The sequence below is a fragment of the Caballeronia sp. PC1 genome (assembly GCF_021353155.1).
GTDB lineage: Bacteria > Pseudomonadota > Gammaproteobacteria > Burkholderiales > Burkholderiaceae > Caballeronia > Caballeronia cordobensis.
Map to the genome: position 1 here is coordinate 848615 of NZ_JAJUBH010000002.1, position 16252 is coordinate 864866.

Below are 16252 nucleotides of genomic sequence, written 5' to 3' on the forward strand. Positions count from 1 at the left end.
CGTTGCCACAAACGACGGTTTAATTCCCTAAACCGTCACCTGCGGGGAATCAGGCGACGGCTTGTTGTTCAGCCGGATAGAGATCGGGCCGCAGTTCGTGACGCGTGATAGCGCCTTCCGTGGCGTTCTCGATCGCAAGCACGCGCTCAGCAGGCACGCGACCGGTGGAACACATTTTTGAAACGGCCTGAGGGGTGCAGCCCAGTTTTCGGGCAAGCGCAGATTGACCGCCGAGGAGTTGAGCTGCTCGCTCGATTGCGTGCGTAGTCATGAGAGATGATCCCGGTTGTGAGGTCTACAACCGGAAGACTACAACTTACAACCAAATCTTTCAACCACTATTTGCAATGCGGGCTACAACCGATTTTTGTACCATCGAAGGCATGAATGCCATCGATATAGGCGAACGGATCGCCGCCCTATTAAAGGAAAAAGGACTCAGCCAGTCAGAGCTGGCTCGCGCGCTTGGGTTGAAACCTCAGGCCGTCCAGAAGTGGGTGAAAGGTGGGGGTCCCAGGATGACCCGTCTCGGCGATATTGCGACCGCCCTTTCGATCACGACCGCGGAGCTCGTGAAAGGTACGGTTTATGAATACTCTATCGAAGAGCCTGACTTAATTACAAAAAATCATGACGATTCGTATACAGTAACTACCGTAAAACCGCGAATTCCTCAGAAGGATCGAGACAAGTTTTGGAGTAATGTGCCCTTAATCTCGTGGGAGTCGGCTGGAACCTGGGGCACATCAATGAATAATATTGACGAATCTGCAGTAATCGAGTGGATTGATATTCCACACGCACAAGAAGGGACCTTCTGTCTGAGGGTCGAGGACGAGAGCGCCGTAGCGCCCGCTGGGCAGAAGTCTTATGCGCCTGGCGAGATCATCGCCGTGGACCCCAGCAAGCAGCCGAAGAACCGTAATACGGTTGTCGTCGTACTGAAACCGGGGACCAGACCCGTGCTTCGCCAAATCCTTACAGACGGCGACCGCATAATGTTCCGCACGATCAATCCGGACTGGCCCAATCGGCTAGTCGAGATCACCGATGACGTTTCAATCATCGGGACGGTGACTGGAAAGTGGGTGCCGGAGGATTGAGCGATTTCTCGGACATCGTCGCAGGCGGCGCCCTACTCGCGGTCGTCGCCTCGGCTGTCTTCTATCTCCTGCGGCACCAAGCCAAAAATCGCCGCGGAATTCCCAAGCATCAGATCCCCACAACGCTCGCGGCCGGGCTTTCCCTCATCGCCTTCGTATGGTTCATAGCATGGGCCGCGACTGACGGCTGGGTCCCCTACGGTCTTCACGCTTTCGCGGCGTCCGCAACCCTTGCTATATCGTCGCTGGCCATCGGTAGAAGAAGAATCACGCGATAGGCAGACGAATATTGAACAACAACCGCCCGGCACTCGCCGGGCTTTTTTTCGTCCGGCATTACAACTTTAACTTGCAAAGTGCGGTTGTAGGTTGTAATCTGCAGTTGTAGTCAGTTGCAACCGCCGAGTGCGGCTCCCGCTCTTTAACAACCGATCCCGGCCGCCTCCTTTCGAGGACTCGCGGCCCGGCCTTTGACAAGGTCGTGAGCCGATACAGCAACCCGCGCAAGGTCGATTCATTGACTTCCGGGCTCTGTTGAGTGGATTCGGCGAAGCAGTCTCACTAGAGCGCCCCACGTTAGGACGCTCCATTGAGACGTGAGGCGACCAAATGAACAAGCTTTGCCACTGGCTGTACATCGGCTCGAACGCATACGACGAGTACACGTTCGTTCCTTGGTTGAACCGCTCGGTGTATCGCCGGACGGTGGACATCATCAAATGCGTGACGTGGTGCTGAGATGCCGCGCCTCGTAGACACATGGGCTGATCACGATGACCTGCTTCTGCGTGATCTTCCGGACGACGAAGAAGAAGCAGACGAAGACGACGACCATTCGGACGAGTGGTTCCAGCGATACGAGGATTGACCATGCAGATCATGTACTTCAGCGGCCCGACGCCGCAACCGCTCACGACCTTCCTGACCGACGACTTCGGCGATGAACTCTGCACGATTCCGGGCGAGCACTGCCGCACGAATGCAGAAGACATGTTCGAGGTCCTCGTGAATCCGAACGCTTGGGGCTATCTCGTTGCATTGGGCGTCCGGGATTCCGAATGACTCGCGCGACTGTCTTCTACACCGCGACGTGCGCGTGCGCGGTTCTTCTCACTGGTTTGATCGTCACCATCATCAGGGGATGACATGTTCGATCGTGACTCCCACCATTACCGCATGGCGCCGCGCTCGTTGAATGACGCGTTCGGCCCGTACGCGAAGCTTCACATTCCGCGCCGCAAATCGCGCTTCGCACCGCTTCTCTGGGCGCTCTTCTACGGCGTCGCCATCGCTGCCTTCTGGTACGCGCTTGTTCTGGCGAGGGCGGCATGAAGCGAATGAAACCCGAGCGCTTCGAGGCTGCTCTCGCGCTGATCGCGGAACACGGAAGCATCACCGCGCCGGACCTCGCCGACCTCATGGAGATCGGCCGCACGTCGATGAACTACTACGTCAAGACGCTGCACGAGGAGAAACGCATCTACGTGAGCGCGTGGCGCGGCTTCGGCCGCCTCGGCAGCCCGGTGCGGATCTGGAGCATCGGCGAAGGGCCTGACGTGCCGATGCCGATCGAAGGCGCGCCGATCGTCTTCAGGGAAAAGATGAGCGAGGCCGAGCGCTGGGAAAAGATCATGGACGCGCGCGACAAGGCGCTGCGTGATCGGCTCGCGCAGCAGATTCGCCCATGGCGCGACCCGATGCTGTTCATGACCGCAGGTCGAGCCGCATAACCAGCAACCAGAAAGGAAAGTCACATGGAAAGTAAAGAACTGACCGTCATCGAACGCGCGGCTGTCGCGCTCGGCACCGCGAAGCACGAGCAAGAATTGCTCGAACTCGTGAAGAAGTCCGAGTCGATCACGTTCATCAAGAACGCGGCCGGTCGAGATCAATGCCACGGCGCGCTGATGACGCTGAAGAGCGCGCGCGTCGCTATCGAGAAGGTCGGCAAGGCTGCGCGCGAAGACGCGACGCAGTTCTCGAAGGCGATCATCGCCGAAGAGAAACGCCTGATAGCGATCACGCAGGCCGAAGAGGCCCGCCTGCAGGAGATCCGCGATGCGTGGGACGAAGCGCGCGAACGCGAGAAGCGCGAGAAGGCCGAAGCAGAAGCGCGCCGCGTCTCGAAGATCCGCGAAGCGATCGAAGACTTCCGGCGCGCGCCTGGCTCTTGCCCGGGCAAGACCGCAGCCGAGTTCGACGAGCATGCCGACGATCTGGCCCGCGCGCCGATCGAACTCGACTTCTACATGGAGTTGACCGGCGAGGCCGAAGCCGCGCGCGATGTCGCTGTCGCGGCGCTGCGCGATATGGCGAACAAGGCGCGCCAGCGCGAGGCCGAAGAGGCGCGGGTGAAAGCTGAACTGCTCGAACTCGCGCGACTGCGCGCCGAGCAGGAAGAGCGTGATCGCATCGCCGCCGCAGAGCGCGCCGAGCAGGAGCGTAAGGCGCGCGAAGCGCTTGAGGCTGAAGAGGCGCGTCTGCGTGCCGAGCGGGCTGAAGAAGAGGCAAAGCTGCGCGCCGAGCGTGCCGAGCACGAGCGCCGCATGGCTGCAGAGCGCGCTGAGTTCCAGCGCAGGCAAGACGAACTCGCCGCGGAACAGCGCCGCGCGGCTGCCGAACTGCAGCGCCAGCAGGATGAAATCGCAGCAGAGCGTCGTCGCGTTGCCGACGAGGAAGCGCGTAAGCAGCGCGAAGCAGACGCGGCCGCCGCGAAGGCGCTGCAAGAAAAGCTCGAAGCTGAGGCGCGTGAGATCGAGTGGCGTCAGGCCGAATTCGCCGCACTTCAGAAGGCCGCGCCCGCACTTCTCGACGCGTGCCGCCAGTTCGTGAAAGCGACTGACGCATGCGACGACGAAGAGCTTGAAAACGCGTATCAGGCCGCGACGGCCGCGATCGCAGCAGCAACCCTAGAAGAGGTGCCGGCATGACCGAGGACCGCGACACCTTCTGGATCGTTTGGTGCCCGACCGGCACTGCTCCGCCATCGCATCGGCATGAGCACTATGAACAAGCCGTGCGCGAGGCCGAACGTCTCGCCACGCTGGCACCCGGGAAAGAGTTTTACGTCATGGGCGCCGAAGCCATGCGCGTCGTCGACAACATGAAGCGCGTCACCTTCTCGCGCGAGATCCCGTTTTAACCACCCTGTACGCCCGGCTGAGTCTCGGGCTTGGAGCTTTTCACAATGAATGAAATCGTCGCAGCAACCTCTTCTTTCGATCTTTCGCCGCGCTCGCTTGACGAGGCGCTGAAGCTCGCCGACTACCTCGCCGAGTCGAGCATCGTGCCGAAGGATTTTCAGGGCAAGCCAGGCAACATCCTCGTTGCCATCCAGTGGGGCATGGAAATCGGCCTCAAGCCGCTGCAGGCCATGCAGAACATCGCGGTCATCAACGGCCGCCCGTCTCTGTGGGGCGATGCGGTACTCGCGCTGGTGCTCGCCTCGCCTGTGTGTGAATACATTCAGGAGTGGGAGGAGAACGGCACGGCCTACTGCAAGGTGAAGCGCAAAGGCAAGCCGGAAGACATCCAGCGCTTCGGGCAGGAGGAAGCCAAGCAAGCAGGCCTGATCGGCAAGCAAGGCCCGTGGTCGCAGTATCCGCAGCGCATGAAGAAGATGCGCGCGCGCGCGTTCGCGATCCGTGACAACTTCGCCGACGTGCTGAAGGGCATTCCGATCGCCGAGGAAGTCGGCGACTATCCGCCCGAGAAAGACATCACGCCGCGGCAAACGCCCGCACAGATCGCGCAGAGCGCTGCCGATAACGCGCGCCCGGAGCGCACCGAAAAGCACGAGGCGATCATCAAGCGCCTCGAAGGCACCGCGATCAACATCGGCTTCGACGCATTCAAGACCGAATGGGAAAAGCTTGCCCGCGATGACCGCGCTGCTATCGGGAAGAACGAGCGCGATCGCATCGGCGCTATGGCCGGCTCGGCACCGACTGCCGCCGCTCGTCAGGAAATCGTCGACAAGGACGGCGAGATCGTGGGCCGCGAGCCGGGAAGCGATGATGAGTGAAACGATCGCGCAACGCACCGAAGATTGGCGCGCGGCGCGCGCCGGCAAGATCACGGCGAGTCGCTTCGGCGACGCGATCGCGTTCACCGGCGGTGAGCCGGGCGACCTGTACAAGTCTGGCGCGAAAAAGGGCCAACCGAAGCCGCGCGTGCCTGCCTCAAGCCGCACGAAGTACATGCGCGAACTCGTGTTCGAACGCGTCGCGCTGTCCGCTACGCATGAGATCAGCGGCCATGCGCTGCGTTACGGAACGGAGGTCGAACGGTTCGGCAAGGATGCATTCGAACTCGAAACCGGCCTCATTCTGGAAGACGCGCCCTTCGTCACGCATCCGCAGTATCCCTTCATCGGCTGCTCGCCTGACGCGCTGATCGGCGCTGACGGTGGCTACGAATCGAAATGCCCGATGGACGAAGGCGTGCACATCGAGACGTGGCTGAGCGGCATGCCTGAAGAGCACATCGCCCAGGTGCAGGGCTGCATGTTCGTGACCGGACGCAAGTGGTGGGAGTTCGTGAGCTTCGATCCGCGCATGGCGCCGCGCTTCCAGCTCTATCACCAGCGCGTCCCGCGCGACGACGCCTACATCAACGGCGTGCTGCTTCCCGGTCTTCTGCAGTTCGAGAAGGAAGTGCAGCACATGATTAAGCAACTGGAGGCAAAAGCAGCATGACCACGAAACACACGCCTGGTCCGTGGACCAACCACGGGCGCATTCCGCAGCCCGGTCTACCGCATTCGTCAGTTGCCGCTAAGACGTTGCTCGCGCGCGTCTACTCGGAAGCGTTCGGTGATAGCGAGCAGGAAACGGCCAACGCCAATCTGATCGCCGCCGCCCCTGAGTTGCTCGAATCTCTCGAGCAGATGGTTCGCCTCGCCACCCGAAACGATATCCCGGAGAGCGAGCAGCTCGAAATCGCCAGCCGTGCGATTGACGTTCTCCAGAAAGCGCGAGGTGCTGCGTGACCGTCGATTCCCCTCTATGGCGCGCGCTGAACCGCATCCGCGAGGCCGAGATCCCGCCGGCCGATCGCGAGATGCTGCGACCTGCGTTCGCAGCACTCGACGGCGGGCAGGTCATCCACCTACCCGACCGAGTCGTCTCGCGCATCCGCGATCTGGATGCACGTCTCCCGAAGCGCGCGCAGTAGGCGCGCTTTTTTATTCCTGAAATTATTCCTCCGGAGTTTCCATGTTCGAGATCGACCAGAAGCTGGTGAAGGTCCGCGCCGTCACCAACGTGCCCGAGTTCAAGGGCGAAAAACGCGAGCACGCGTGCAGCGTGAAGTTCGAATTCACCACCGATAACACAGTGCTCGACGAGTTCGAGCCGGGCTTGCGCAAGGCGTTCTATGAAAAGGACAACGGCAAGGCGAAGACCGGCGATGACGGCCAGCAGGAGCTATCACTGCCGCGTCAGGATCTCGATCTCACCGCGCGCAAGCTGCTCGGCATTCAGATGCCGCTGAAGGTGAAGAAAGAATTCGCCGGCTATGAGCTCATCTATCACTGCGGCGCGAGCGAGGAATCGTTCATCAAGCTCGGCGAGGTCGGCCTTTCCGATTTCAGTTTCGACCTGCAGCAAGGCGGCTCGGTGCTCGTTGTGTTCAATGCGTACTCGAAGCCTTCCGCTGATGTGCAAGGCCGCATCGATCACATGGCGCAGACAGAAATCGAAGTGTCGCTGCGCGCACCGACGGCGAAGCAGGAAGACCTCGTCGAGAAGGCATCGAAGCCGCGCAAGAAAACGGCTGCCGAAAAGGTCGGCGGCTCGGACGACCCGTTCGCGAACTCGGATCTCGCCCAGGACGACACGCGCATCGAGTCGAGCACGGCGCAGGAAGAAGCCAAGGAAGCGACGCCATGACCACGTCGCAAGCAGTCGTTCTCTGCGTCGCCCTCTCGCCCGTGATTGTCTTGATCGCAGGCACCGCGGCCAAAGTGATCGCGAGCATCGTGCGCGACAGGCGATATACCGAACAGTCCTAACCACCCACCCCGGCGCCACGAGCGCCGGCTTCATTTCGAGGGAAGCATGAAAGAACGTCCCATCCTCTTCAGCGCTTCGATGGTGCGCGCGCTGCTCGACGGACGCAAAACGCAGACGCGGCGTGTCATCAAAGACCAGACGATCGGCGAGAACTATTCGCACACGCTGCCTGATGGCCGCGTTCATCTCGAATGGCTCGGCGAGCCCTGTTGCGGGACGGGCGTTTGGGAAGTGCCTGAGCTTAGCGATCAGACAGCGAGCCCCTACGGCGTGATCGGCGATCGTCTGTGGGTGCGCGAGACGTTTAGCACCGACTTCCGAAATCACTATCCGTTCGACGACGTCTGGTATGCGGCCGACGATGACCGAAGGAACGAGATCGAGGTCCGGGACGGCGTGAAGGGTATCTATAGCCCTGAGCACCGTGAGCATGTGCCCTTCCGCTGGCGTCCTTCGATTCACATGCCGCGCGCGGCGTCGCGGATCACGCTCGAAATCACCGGCGTTCGCGTCGAGCGCCTGCAGGACATAAGCGAGCAAGACGCAAAGGTGGAAGGCGTCTCTGTTGAAGGGGATGGCGATCCGATCTACCCCCACACGTATGCGTTCGCAAAGCTGTGGGAGGAAATCAACGGAAAGGGGGCATGGCTCGCGGACCCGTGGGTCTGGGTCGTCGAATTTAGAAGAGTCGAGTCTTGAACTGCTTGCCACTATCCCTCGTACTTTCCAGCCGGCATTCGGTCTACCTTTTGATTCGCATCGTGTTCGGCTTCGAGCATCGCCATACCGTCCGAAGCAACAGGGCGGTCCCGCATTTCTGTGTAGTCAATCGCATCGATGGTGTAACTCCAACGCCACTTCCCGGCTTTTGTTTCGCTGACGTCGATATTGATGTTGTGCCCATTTCGGACGTAGCTTCGCTGCGGCATGTCAGTCCCCTAGATTTGTTTAGAGGAATCGTAGCATGAGCGAAAACAAGAAGAAGCGCTGCACGGCACGCGCCGCGCTCGATCGATATCAGGCGGCAGCAAATCCGCCCGCGGCGCTCGTGCACGAGCTGCTCGGCGCGGTGGCCGCGATGGTGGCCGCCGACACGGACCGGAAGATTTCGTATGTCGTCGACGGCTATGCGCTGGTGCGCGAGCCGGTCAGCTTGTATGGCCGTCGCGGATCAGGCGCTTGATGATGGGCTCCATCGCCGGATCCTCGGGCTCGCCCGCGTCGATCCACTCCGCGTATGCGTTGATGTCGTCAGTGAAGGGTGGCTCGCCGCGAGCTTTGCGGATCGCGTTATGGGTGCCGAAGATCGCTTTCGCTGGTGCAAGGTACGTTTCGATCGCCTGGAAGAGTTCCGGATGGTTCGCCGGATCGAAGTCTGAATTTTCCATGCCTGTGTTTTCGGCAGGCGGCACCAAAACTTGAACGAATTTCCACCAGACGCGTGAGGCGATTTACCGATCAGTCAAGACGCGATTCAGGACAAGAGTTCGGCGACAAATTGAGTAGCCCGCTCGACAGCTGCTTCGGGAGTCGCAAACAGGCCATCCTCGCCGTCGACCTGTTTCCAGTAACCCGGGGCCACTTCGACTTGCGCAATGAAACAGGCTCCATGCTTCAAATGAACAATGCTCAGAACACTGCAATTGAAAGACTGGCCGCGAACTTCGAGAACCCGAGTATTAGACACGCTTGACCTCCATCGGAAACGGAATCCTAGCATGAGCGAGAACAGCAAGATCGAGTGGACGGATCACACGTTCAATCCGTGGGAAGGCTGCCAGAAGGTCGGCCCGGGCTGCGACCACTGCTATGCCGAGACGCGCAACGCGCGCTTCGCGGGCGGTGCCGCGATCAACTGGGGACCGGGCGCGCCGCGGCGCCGCACGTCGCCCGCGAACTGGCGCAAGCCGTTGGCGTGGAACGCCGCGCACGGCGAGTTCTTCGCGCAGCACGGCCGCCGTCAGCGCGTCTTCTGCGCGTCGCTTGCGGACGTGTTCGATAACGCCGTCGATCCGCGGTGGCGCGCCGAACTGTTCGACTTGATAGACGCGACGCCGAATCTCAACTGGCTGCTGCTCACGAAGCGGATCGGCAACGTAGCGGCCATGCTCGAAGACGTCGCCGCACGGCAGTTTGATCTTGAGCGGCTGCATGCGCCGGCCGCGCGCGACAACGTATGGCTCGGCGCGACGATCGTCAATCAGGAAGAGGCTGACCGCGATATTCCGAAACTGCTCGCAGTGCCGGCCCGGGTGCGATTCCTCTCGATGGAGCCGCTGCTCGGAACCGTCGATCTGCGCTTCCGCGCGCGGTCGTTCGGGTTTCCCAATCACATCGATCGGCACGGCAACGCGCACGGCATGCCGCAAGGCGTCCATTGGGTGATTGTCGGTGGCGAGAGCGGCCGCGGCGCGCGGCCGATGCATCCCGACTGGGCGCGATCGCTGCGCGACCAGTGCAAGCGAGCCGGCGTGCCCTTCCTCTTCAAACAATGGGGCGAGTGGCTCGGTGCACATCAGGATGGGTCGCCCGAGCACGAGCCGCTCGAACTGAACGCCAGCGACGATCCGATTCGCGTCGGCAAGAAAGCCGCCGGCCGAAAGCTCGACGGCGCGACGCACGATGGATTCCCCGCCTAACCCTCTCGCCATGCTGAGACACAACCATGCCCTGCACGACTTTTCGCCTGCCCGGCGGCATATCTGGAATCGTCTGCACGCGCGGCCGCAACCGCGCGCCGCGCTGCTCGGTTGACGGATGCAACGCGCCGAGCGAGTTCCAGTGCGACCACCGGACAAAGCCCGGAAAGACCTGCGATCGCCACCTGTGTGCCGTGCACGCGCACGAGGTCGGCGCCGATGCCCACTTCTGCCCCGCGCATCTGTCGGAATCCAGCAAGGGAAACCGACAGAGCGACCTCTTCGCCTGATCGGCGAAACACCTATTGCGAGAGAGAAATGAGCGCAGTTATCAGCGAGTGCGGAGCGTATCGATACCTTTTGCGCCGGTCCGCGCCGGTCGGCCCCGAGATCTCACAGCCGTGCGTCGGAACGGCATTGTTCGTGATGCTCAACCCAAGCACCGCGGACGCATCAATCGATGACCCGACGATCCGTCGATGCAACTCTTTCGCATATCGATGGGGCTGCAATGGCATCGCGGTCGTCAACCTCTACGGCCTGCGCGCGCCGAGCCCTTCCGATCTTTGGAAGCACGTCGATCCGGTCGGGCCCGACAACGATATGTGGCTTCGTATCGCTGCGCGCGAGCACGAAACTGTCGTGTTTGCGTGGGGTGCCAATGCCAGACCCGACCGCGTGCGCCACGTCTACGAGATTTTCAAGGGCGGCCCGCTGCGTCGCATCGTATGCCTGGGGAAAACGAAAGACGGCTCGCCGCGCCATCCGCTGTATGTGAAGGGCGATACGCCGCTGATCGAATGGAAGCCCGCCTGACGCCCTCGCAGCGACAACAGGGCAGCGAGGATTAATCCAGCTCCAATGGCGATCCGATAATAACGATCGCGGAGCTTGGGCTCCGATTAACGAACGTCTGAATTGCGCGCAGCAGTAGGACATTACGCTCGCTCGCATCATCACCGGCTTTGCTCTCCAGCAAATGCAACGCGGTTCCGGTAATGCTCCCGGCCTTTTCAACGCCACCCTGCTTGTAACCAATCTTGACGAAATCCCCGGTCGTCGGCTCGTCGACGAACCACGCTTCCGTTACCCGTTCCATGTCATCACCCGGAGAAAGTAGAAGCAGAAGTATGCAGCAACACATCGAATCGTTCATGCGCGCTTCGGCGCGCTATTTTTTGGGAAAAGAGAATGCCGACTGGACTCATGACAGCCGATGATCTCGTTGCAGTTACCGGCATGAAGACATCGACCAAACAAGCGGAATGGTTCAACGAGAGCTACGGGGTGCGCGTGATTCGCCGGAGCGACGGCGCGCCAGTCATCACCTGGGAGACGTGGGAGGCGCTGAACCACAAGACCTACGGTATATCATCCAACGGACAAGGCCCCAAAAAGCGGCTCGTCCTCGTCTCTGATAACAGAAATCAAAAATGAACGCACGTCGCCGCACCATCCCGGACGGACTTCCGAACCGCGTGTACCCGAAAAGCGGAAGCTGGTATTGGTTCCCGAAAGGCGGTCGATGGATCAAGCTGTGCCGCATCGAAGACGGCGCGCGCAAGATGCACGAGCGCCTTGCCGCCGAGATGAAAAAGCGCGAGGGCGTCAAGGGAACCGGCAATATCCCTGCCCTCGTCGATCTCTACATCGAGGCGAAGAAGAGCGAGCACCGCGAGAAAGGCTGGTCGAACTACGGCAACCCGGTGAAGAAAGATTTCGCGAACGCCGACATCGAGGATGCAGATACAGCGGCCGTCGCTCGATTCCTTCGGAACAATTGGGCCGACAAACTCTCGATGCAGCGCGCCATGCGCGCCTTCATGAGCGGCTTCTTTCAGTGGTGCCGCGAGGAAGGATATTACGATCAGCCGAATCCCGTTACCGGCATGCGCATCGTGACGCCGCGCCCGCGCCAGGTGTATATCCCGAACGATCACTTCGAGGCGATCCGCGAGAAGATCGACACGCCGATGATCCTCTGTCTCGTCGATCTGTGCTATCTGACGTTGCAGCGCTCGACCGAGATCCGCGACCTGCGCTGGCGCAAGACCGACGACAAGACGGCGAACTGGGTCGATCGAGAGAACGGCGTGATTCACTTCGTCCCGTCGAAGACTCGGGAGTCGAGCGGCATCGCCATCGACTGGCCGATCACCGACGAGATCGAGGCCGTGTTGGAACGTGCGCGCACGACGGGCAAGATCAAGTCGCCCTATGTGGTGCACAACCGATCAGGCGGCCAGTGGATCAACACGCATGCCTTGCGCGTCTGGCAGCGAGCCTGCCGGGCGGCCGGTCTGGAGAAGCACAAATACACGATCAAAGACATCCGGGCCAAGGCGATGACCGACGCGAAAGCGCAGGGTTACGAGATGGATGCTCTGATGGTTGCGGCCGCGCACAGCGATATTGCGACGACGAAGGTCTATATGAAAGACCGGAAAACGCCGCTCAGCAATATTCATCTGAAGCTTCCGAAAACCGCCTGATATTAGAAACGTTTCGCGGAATATTAGAAGAGCCTTGATGGTATTGGGTTTGCCGCCGATTTAACTGAGTGCCGCTCAGTTGAACCGGCTTGCCGCGCACGGTGACGGTTTGCTGGCGTGCGTCGAAGCGGTACGGACCAACTTCCAGGCACGCGCTCGTCGTGGCGGGATACGCGCGGCGCAGGAGCGCTTCGATGCGCGCGCCGAATTCGCCCGGACGGATCGGATAGACGACGTAGTCGTCCGCGCCGGCGGTCAATGCGCACACGATGTTGTGCTCGGCGCCGTCCGGCGTCGCGAACAGAACGGGCACGCGCTCGCCGAAGCTCGACCGCACCGATTTCAGCAGGTCGAGACCGCACAGGCCCGTGGAATTCCAGTCGAGAATCAGCAGATCGACGGTGGAGCGGGAAAGCGCTTTCGACAGCACGAGGCCATCGCCGAACGTCACGCAGCTGTGGCCGAGTCGTTTCACGACGTCGCTGATGAGATTTCTATAACTTGGGTCGGTTTGCAAAACGGCGACGCGCATGGTGTCTAACCTGATGAGTCCGAGGGGGACATGGGGCAGATGCCGCACTTTCGTGCGCTCGCCGGGCGTCCCGTCGCGGGATGAGACGGGGGATTCATGCAGCGAATTCTGGGCACCGGTGCCCCCCTTTCCCATCGGACTCGTCCGAATTGTCAACGCATGTGACGGCGCGCTCACCGACGCCCGTGGCGTCCGATGCGCGCCACTCATCTCAAAAAAGAACGGTTTTGCGCTTTTGCGGCGGCTTTCATCCTGTAACATGCCGCCTTCGGCTCTAAAGTTCCCGCTGCCGCCGTTTTACCGAAACGTCGCGCGGCAAGCTGCGCCGCGACTGTCCGTCGCAGCCCGCAGCGCGGACGGCGGGCGGCGGCTTTCGAATCCGCGCCCGACCCACGCTCCGCGTCCACCCGGCGCGTTTCATCGATCCCGCAGGGCAAAGCCTCGTCCTACCGCGCGTCTCGCGTGGCTTTTCCACTCACGGGTTTTCTCTTCGATGCAGGCAACACCTCTGTCCGACGCGCCCCGCGCGGCCGGCCGTGCGCTCACGCGCGGCGATTACAAGACGCTCACGCTGGCCGCGCTCGGCGGCGCGCTCGAGTTCTACGACTTCATCATCTTCGTGTTCTTCGCGCCGGTCATCGGCCAACTGTTCTTTCCGCCCGCCATTCCCGACTGGCTGCGCCAGTTGCAGACCTTCGGCATCTTCGCGGCGGGCTATCTCGCGCGGCCGCTCGGCGGCATCGTCATGGCGCACTTCGGCGACCTGCTCGGCCGCAAGCGCATGTTCACGCTCTCCGTCCTGCTGATGTCCGTGCCGACGCTCCTGATGGGCCTGCTGCCCACTTACGCGTCGATCGGGCTGATGGCGCCCGTGCTGCTGCTTCTGTTTCGCGTGATGCAGGGCGCGGCCGTCGGCGGCGAAGTGCCGGGCGCATGGGTCTTCGTCTCCGAGCACGTGCCCGGACGGCATGTCGGCTATGCGTGCGGCACGCTCACGGCCGGTCTCACGGCGGGCATCCTGCTCGGCTCGCTGATCGCCACGGCGATCAACAAGAGCTTCGCGCCCGCCGAAGTCGCGGATTTCGCGTGGCGTCTGCCGTTCCTGCTCGGCGGCCTCTTCGGTCTGTGCTCGGTCTATCTGCGCCGCTGGCTGCATGAAACGCCGGTCTTCGCCGAACTGCAACAGCGCAAGGCGATCGCGGCGGAGATTCCGCTCAAGGCCGTGCTGCGCGATCACGGCCGCGCGGTCGTCGTCTCGATGCTGCTCACGTGGATGCTCTCGGCGGCGATCGTCGTCGTGATCCTGATGACGCCGACGCTCCTGCAGAAGCAGTTCCACATCGCCCCGGCGACGGTGCTCGTCGCCAATTGCGCGGCGACGCTCTGTCTCACGATCGGCTGCGTGCTGGCGGGCGCGATCGCGGGCCGCATCGGCGCGGGCAAGACGATTTTCATCGGCGGCATGGCGCTCGCCGTGTCCTACTGGCTGATGTTCCAGCAAGTCGCGCTCGATGCCTCCGTGCTGCTGCCGTGGTATGCGCTCGCGGGCTTTTTCGTCGGCGTGATCGGCGCGATTCCGTTCGTGATGGTGAAGTCGTTCCCGCCGGCCGTGCGCTTCTCCGGCATCTCGTTCTCTTACAACGTCGCGTATGCGGTATTCGGCGGGCTCACGCCGATCGTCGTTTCGCTGATGATGAAATCGAGCCCGATGGCGCCCGCGCTCTATGTCGGCGCGCTGTGCGTGGTCGGCGCGCTGACGACGCTTTTCATCAAGCAAACGCGTTAAGTCTCATCGCAGATCATGGCGCGCCGTTCACGCGGCGCGCCATTTTTCATTTGCCTTTCACGTTTCATCGCAGGCCGAAACATCGAACGCGCGCCGTGCGTACGATGAACGGCATGAACTCGAACCTTTCCTCCTCCGCGACGCATCTGTCCGTACGGCAGATCCTCGTCGTCACGGCGACCAGCGTCGGCTTCGTCGTCTCTCAACTCGATGTCTCGATCGTCAATGTCGCGCTCGCGAGCCTCGGCCACGATCTGCGCGCGAACGTCGCGAGCCTGCAATGGACCATCGACAGCTACGCGCTCGCGTTCGCCGCGCTGATGCTCTCCGCGGGCGCGCTCGGCGACCGCTTCGGCGCGCGGCGCATGTTCACGGGCGGACTCGCGCTCTTCGCGCTGGCGTCGCTCGCGTGCGCCTTTTCTCGCGATGCGCCGCAACTGATCGCCGCGCGCGCACTGCAGGGCGTCGGCGCGGCGGCGATGCTGCCGAACTCGCTCGCGCTGCTGAACGCCGCATGCGGTCATGACCGGCGCATCCGGGCACGCGCGGTCGGCTTGTGGACGGCGGCGGGCGCGGTGTCGATCGCGGCGGGCCCGATCGTCGGCGGCGTGCTGATCGCGGCCTTCGGCTGGCGCAGCATCTTCTGGGTGAATCTGCCGCTCTGCGCGGCGGGCATCGTCGCGACCTTGCTCTGGGTGGACGCGCCGAAAAACGATCGCGAACATGCGCGCGGCATCGACCTGCCCGGCCAGGCGCTCGCGATCGTCGCGCTCGCGGCGCTGGTCGGCGCGGTGATCGAGATGCGTCCGCTCGGGGCTGCGCATCCGCTCGTGGTCGACGGGTTCGTGCTGGCGCTGGCGGCGGGCGGCGCGTTCATCGCCGTCGAGCGCGGGAGCCGCGCGCCGATGCTGCCGCTCGCGCTCTTCGCCGAGCGCACGTTCAGCGCGGCGGTGGTCTTCGGCATCGGCGTGAATCTCACCTATTATGGGATGGTGTTCGTGCTGAGCCTGTATCTGCAACGGGTGCTCGGCCATACGCCCTTGCAGACCGGCCTCGCGTTCCTGCCGCTGACGGGCGGCTTCCTGATCTCGAACCTCGCGAGCGGTCCCGTGGTGGCGCGCTTCGGCTCGCGCGGCCCGATGATCTTCGGCGCGTTGCTCGATGCCGCCGGTTTTGCCGCGCTCGCTTTCGTCGATGCGACGACGCCCACCGCTGCGCTGCTCGTGCCTTTCCTGCTGATTCCATCCGGCATGGGCCTCGCCGTCCCCGCGATGACGACCGCGCTGCTCGGCACCGTCGGCCAGCAGCGCGCGGGCACGGCCTCGGCGGTGCTCAACACCGCGCGGCAGGCGGCGGGCGCGATCGGCGTCGCAGCGTTCGGCGCGCTCGCGGGTCACGGCGACAATGCGGCGGGCGCGGCGCAGATCGTCGAGGCGGTGCGCTGGTCAGCGGGGATTTCCGTCGTGCTGCTTTGCGCCGCGCTGACGGCGCGCCACGTGAGCAATCCGGCGGCGCGCACAGACGACGCGAAGCATGCGCGCGGCCCGGTCGCGGACCAAGCGGATTGAGCGGACCAAGCCGATTGAGCGCGAGCGGTGGCGGGAACGCCCGTTGCATCGCTCGGGCGAAGCGCTGCGGAAACGAGCCGAACGGGCCGGAGCGCGCCATCTTCCTGAGGAGAACACC

At 62.5% G+C, this 16252-nt stretch carries 28 protein-coding genes; 22 read left to right on the plus strand and 6 right to left on the minus strand.

Going from position 1 to position 16252, the window contains the following annotated elements:
• Positions 1–49: 49 nt before the first annotated feature.
• On the minus strand, positions 50–271 hold the full coding sequence (locus tag LY284_RS19775) for a helix-turn-helix domain-containing protein (RefSeq protein WP_233387716.1): 222 nt from the start codon (positions 269–271) through the stop codon (positions 50–52).
• Here LY284_RS19775 and LY284_RS19780 point away from each other — a divergent pair.
• From LY284_RS19780 to LY284_RS19835, 14 genes are all read left to right on the plus strand, one after another.
• On the plus strand, positions 270–1103 hold the full coding sequence (locus LY284_RS19780; RefSeq protein WP_233387717.1) for a LexA family transcriptional regulator: 834 nt from the start codon (positions 270–272) through the stop codon (positions 1101–1103). The genes LY284_RS19775 and LY284_RS19780 overlap by 2 nt on opposite strands.
• Positions 1104–1712: 609 nt before the next feature.
• Entirely contained in the window at positions 1713–1841 is a 129-nt protein-coding gene (locus LY284_RS38680) for a hypothetical protein (protein WP_255724430.1), read from the plus strand.
• A 132-nt stretch (positions 1842–1973) separates the two neighbouring features.
• On the plus strand, positions 1974–2165 hold the full coding sequence (locus LY284_RS19785) for a hypothetical protein (protein WP_233387718.1): 192 nt from the start codon (positions 1974–1976) through the stop codon (positions 2163–2165).
• 84 nt (positions 2166–2249) lie between these two features.
• Positions 2250–2435: a hypothetical protein gene (locus LY284_RS19790; protein ID WP_233387719.1), complete on the plus strand. Its 186-nt coding sequence runs from the start codon at positions 2250–2252 to the stop codon at positions 2433–2435.
• Positions 2432–2833 (plus strand): hypothetical protein, encoded by a 402-nt coding sequence (locus LY284_RS19795; RefSeq protein ID WP_233387720.1) that lies wholly within the window; start codon positions 2432–2434, stop codon positions 2831–2833. The genes LY284_RS19790 and LY284_RS19795 overlap by 4 nt, the downstream gene beginning before the upstream one ends.
• 24 nt (positions 2834–2857) lie before the next feature.
• Positions 2858–4033, plus strand: coding sequence for a hypothetical protein (locus LY284_RS19800; protein ID WP_233387721.1), 1176 nt, complete (start codon positions 2858–2860; stop codon positions 4031–4033).
• Positions 4030–4245 carry a hypothetical protein gene (locus LY284_RS19805; RefSeq protein WP_233387722.1) on the plus strand — a complete coding sequence of 72 codons (216 nt, stop codon included), beginning with the start codon at positions 4030–4032 and terminating at the stop codon, positions 4243–4245. Before LY284_RS19800 ends, LY284_RS19805 begins: the two co-directional genes overlap by 4 nt.
• 45 nt (positions 4246–4290) lie before the next feature.
• Positions 4291–5127: a hypothetical protein gene (locus tag LY284_RS19810; protein WP_233387723.1), complete on the plus strand. Its 837-nt coding sequence runs from the start codon at positions 4291–4293 to the stop codon at positions 5125–5127.
• Positions 5117–5800 carry a lambda exonuclease family protein gene (locus LY284_RS19815; protein WP_233387724.1) on the plus strand — a complete coding sequence of 228 codons (684 nt, stop codon included), beginning with the start codon at positions 5117–5119 and terminating at the stop codon, positions 5798–5800. The genes LY284_RS19810 and LY284_RS19815 overlap by 11 nt, the downstream gene beginning before the upstream one ends.
• Positions 5797–6093, plus strand: a complete 297-nt coding sequence (locus tag LY284_RS19820; protein WP_233387725.1) for a hypothetical protein — start codon at positions 5797–5799, stop codon at positions 6091–6093. Before LY284_RS19815 ends, LY284_RS19820 begins: the two co-directional genes overlap by 4 nt.
• Positions 6090–6278 carry a hypothetical protein gene (locus LY284_RS19825; protein WP_233387726.1) on the plus strand — a complete coding sequence of 63 codons (189 nt, stop codon included), beginning with the start codon at positions 6090–6092 and terminating at the stop codon, positions 6276–6278. The genes LY284_RS19820 and LY284_RS19825 overlap by 4 nt, the downstream gene beginning before the upstream one ends.
• 41 nt (positions 6279–6319) lie before the next feature.
• Complete coding sequence (locus tag LY284_RS19830) at positions 6320–6994, plus strand: hypothetical protein (protein ID WP_233387727.1); 675 nt, start codon at positions 6320–6322, stop codon at positions 6992–6994.
• On the plus strand, positions 6991–7116 hold the full coding sequence (locus LY284_RS38685; RefSeq protein WP_255724431.1) for a hypothetical protein: 126 nt from the start codon (positions 6991–6993) through the stop codon (positions 7114–7116). Before LY284_RS19830 ends, LY284_RS38685 begins: the two co-directional genes overlap by 4 nt.
• A gap of 46 nt (positions 7117–7162) precedes the next feature.
• On the plus strand, positions 7163–7816 hold the full coding sequence (locus LY284_RS19835; RefSeq protein WP_233387728.1) for a hypothetical protein: 654 nt from the start codon (positions 7163–7165) through the stop codon (positions 7814–7816).
• A gap of 11 nt (positions 7817–7827) precedes the next feature.
• On the opposite strand, the gene LY284_RS19840 is transcribed toward LY284_RS19835, so the two are convergent.
• On the minus strand, positions 7828–8046 hold the full coding sequence (locus tag LY284_RS19840; protein ID WP_233387729.1) for a hypothetical protein: 219 nt from the start codon (positions 8044–8046) through the stop codon (positions 7828–7830).
• Positions 8047–8081: 35 nt separating this feature from the next.
• On the opposite strand from LY284_RS19840, the gene LY284_RS19845 reads away from it, so the two are divergent.
• On the plus strand, positions 8082–8300 hold the full coding sequence (locus LY284_RS19845) for a hypothetical protein (protein ID WP_233387730.1): 219 nt from the start codon (positions 8082–8084) through the stop codon (positions 8298–8300).
• Here the strand turns inward: LY284_RS19845 and LY284_RS19850 are convergent.
• Both LY284_RS19850 and LY284_RS19855 read right to left on the minus strand, forming a co-directional pair.
• Entirely contained in the window at positions 8266–8529 is a 264-nt protein-coding gene (locus tag LY284_RS19850) for a hypothetical protein (protein WP_233387731.1), read from the minus strand. The genes LY284_RS19845 and LY284_RS19850 overlap by 35 nt on opposite strands.
• A 62-nt stretch (positions 8530–8591) precedes the next feature.
• Complete coding sequence (locus LY284_RS19855) at positions 8592–8804, minus strand: hypothetical protein (protein WP_233387732.1); 213 nt, start codon at positions 8802–8804, stop codon at positions 8592–8594.
• Between the two features lie 31 nt (positions 8805–8835).
• Between LY284_RS19855 and LY284_RS19860 the strand changes: the two genes are divergently transcribed.
• The 3 genes from LY284_RS19860 to LY284_RS19870 are packed head-to-tail and all read left to right on the plus strand — an operon-like array spanning position 8836 to position 10572.
• Positions 8836–9756, plus strand: a complete 921-nt coding sequence (locus LY284_RS19860) for a phage Gp37/Gp68 family protein (RefSeq protein WP_233387733.1) — start codon at positions 8836–8838, stop codon at positions 9754–9756.
• A gap of 26 nt (positions 9757–9782) precedes the next feature.
• The gene (locus tag LY284_RS19865) at positions 9783–10046 is read left to right on the plus strand and encodes a hypothetical protein (protein WP_233387734.1); all 264 of its coding nucleotides are present in this window, start codon (positions 9783–9785) and stop codon (positions 10044–10046) included.
• 28 nt (positions 10047–10074) lie between these two features.
• On the plus strand, positions 10075–10572 hold the full coding sequence (locus LY284_RS19870) for a DUF1643 domain-containing protein (protein WP_233387735.1): 498 nt from the start codon (positions 10075–10077) through the stop codon (positions 10570–10572).
• 31 nt (positions 10573–10603) lie between these two features.
• On the opposite strand, the gene LY284_RS19875 is transcribed toward LY284_RS19870, so the two are convergent.
• The gene (locus LY284_RS19875; RefSeq protein ID WP_233387736.1) at positions 10604–10912 is read right to left on the minus strand and encodes a hypothetical protein; all 309 of its coding nucleotides are present in this window, start codon (positions 10910–10912) and stop codon (positions 10604–10606) included.
• A gap of 50 nt (positions 10913–10962) precedes the next feature.
• On the opposite strand from LY284_RS19875, the gene LY284_RS19880 reads away from it, so the two are divergent.
• Both LY284_RS19880 and LY284_RS19885 read left to right on the plus strand, forming a co-directional pair.
• Positions 10963–11193: a DUF4224 domain-containing protein gene (locus tag LY284_RS19880; protein ID WP_233387737.1), complete on the plus strand. Its 231-nt coding sequence runs from the start codon at positions 10963–10965 to the stop codon at positions 11191–11193.
• On the plus strand, positions 11190–12248 hold the full coding sequence (locus LY284_RS19885; protein ID WP_233387738.1) for a tyrosine-type recombinase/integrase: 1059 nt from the start codon (positions 11190–11192) through the stop codon (positions 12246–12248). Before LY284_RS19880 ends, LY284_RS19885 begins: the two co-directional genes overlap by 4 nt.
• On the opposite strand, the gene LY284_RS19890 is transcribed toward LY284_RS19885, so the two are convergent.
• Positions 12211–13041, minus strand: a complete 831-nt coding sequence (locus LY284_RS19890) for a response regulator transcription factor (protein WP_233387739.1) — start codon at positions 13039–13041, stop codon at positions 12211–12213. The genes LY284_RS19885 and LY284_RS19890 overlap by 38 nt on opposite strands.
• A gap of 232 nt (positions 13042–13273) precedes the next feature.
• On the opposite strand from LY284_RS19890, the gene LY284_RS19895 reads away from it, so the two are divergent.
• Together LY284_RS19895 and LY284_RS19900 are read left to right on the plus strand one after the other, a co-directional pair.
• Positions 13274–14566, plus strand: a complete 1293-nt coding sequence (locus LY284_RS19895; RefSeq protein ID WP_045454577.1) for an MFS transporter — start codon at positions 13274–13276, stop codon at positions 14564–14566.
• A gap of 104 nt (positions 14567–14670) precedes the next feature.
• A complete protein-coding gene (locus tag LY284_RS19900) occupies positions 14671–16134 on the plus strand; it encodes an MFS transporter (protein WP_233388393.1) in 1464 nt (487 codons plus the stop codon).
• Positions 16135–16252 lie beyond the last annotated feature (118 nt).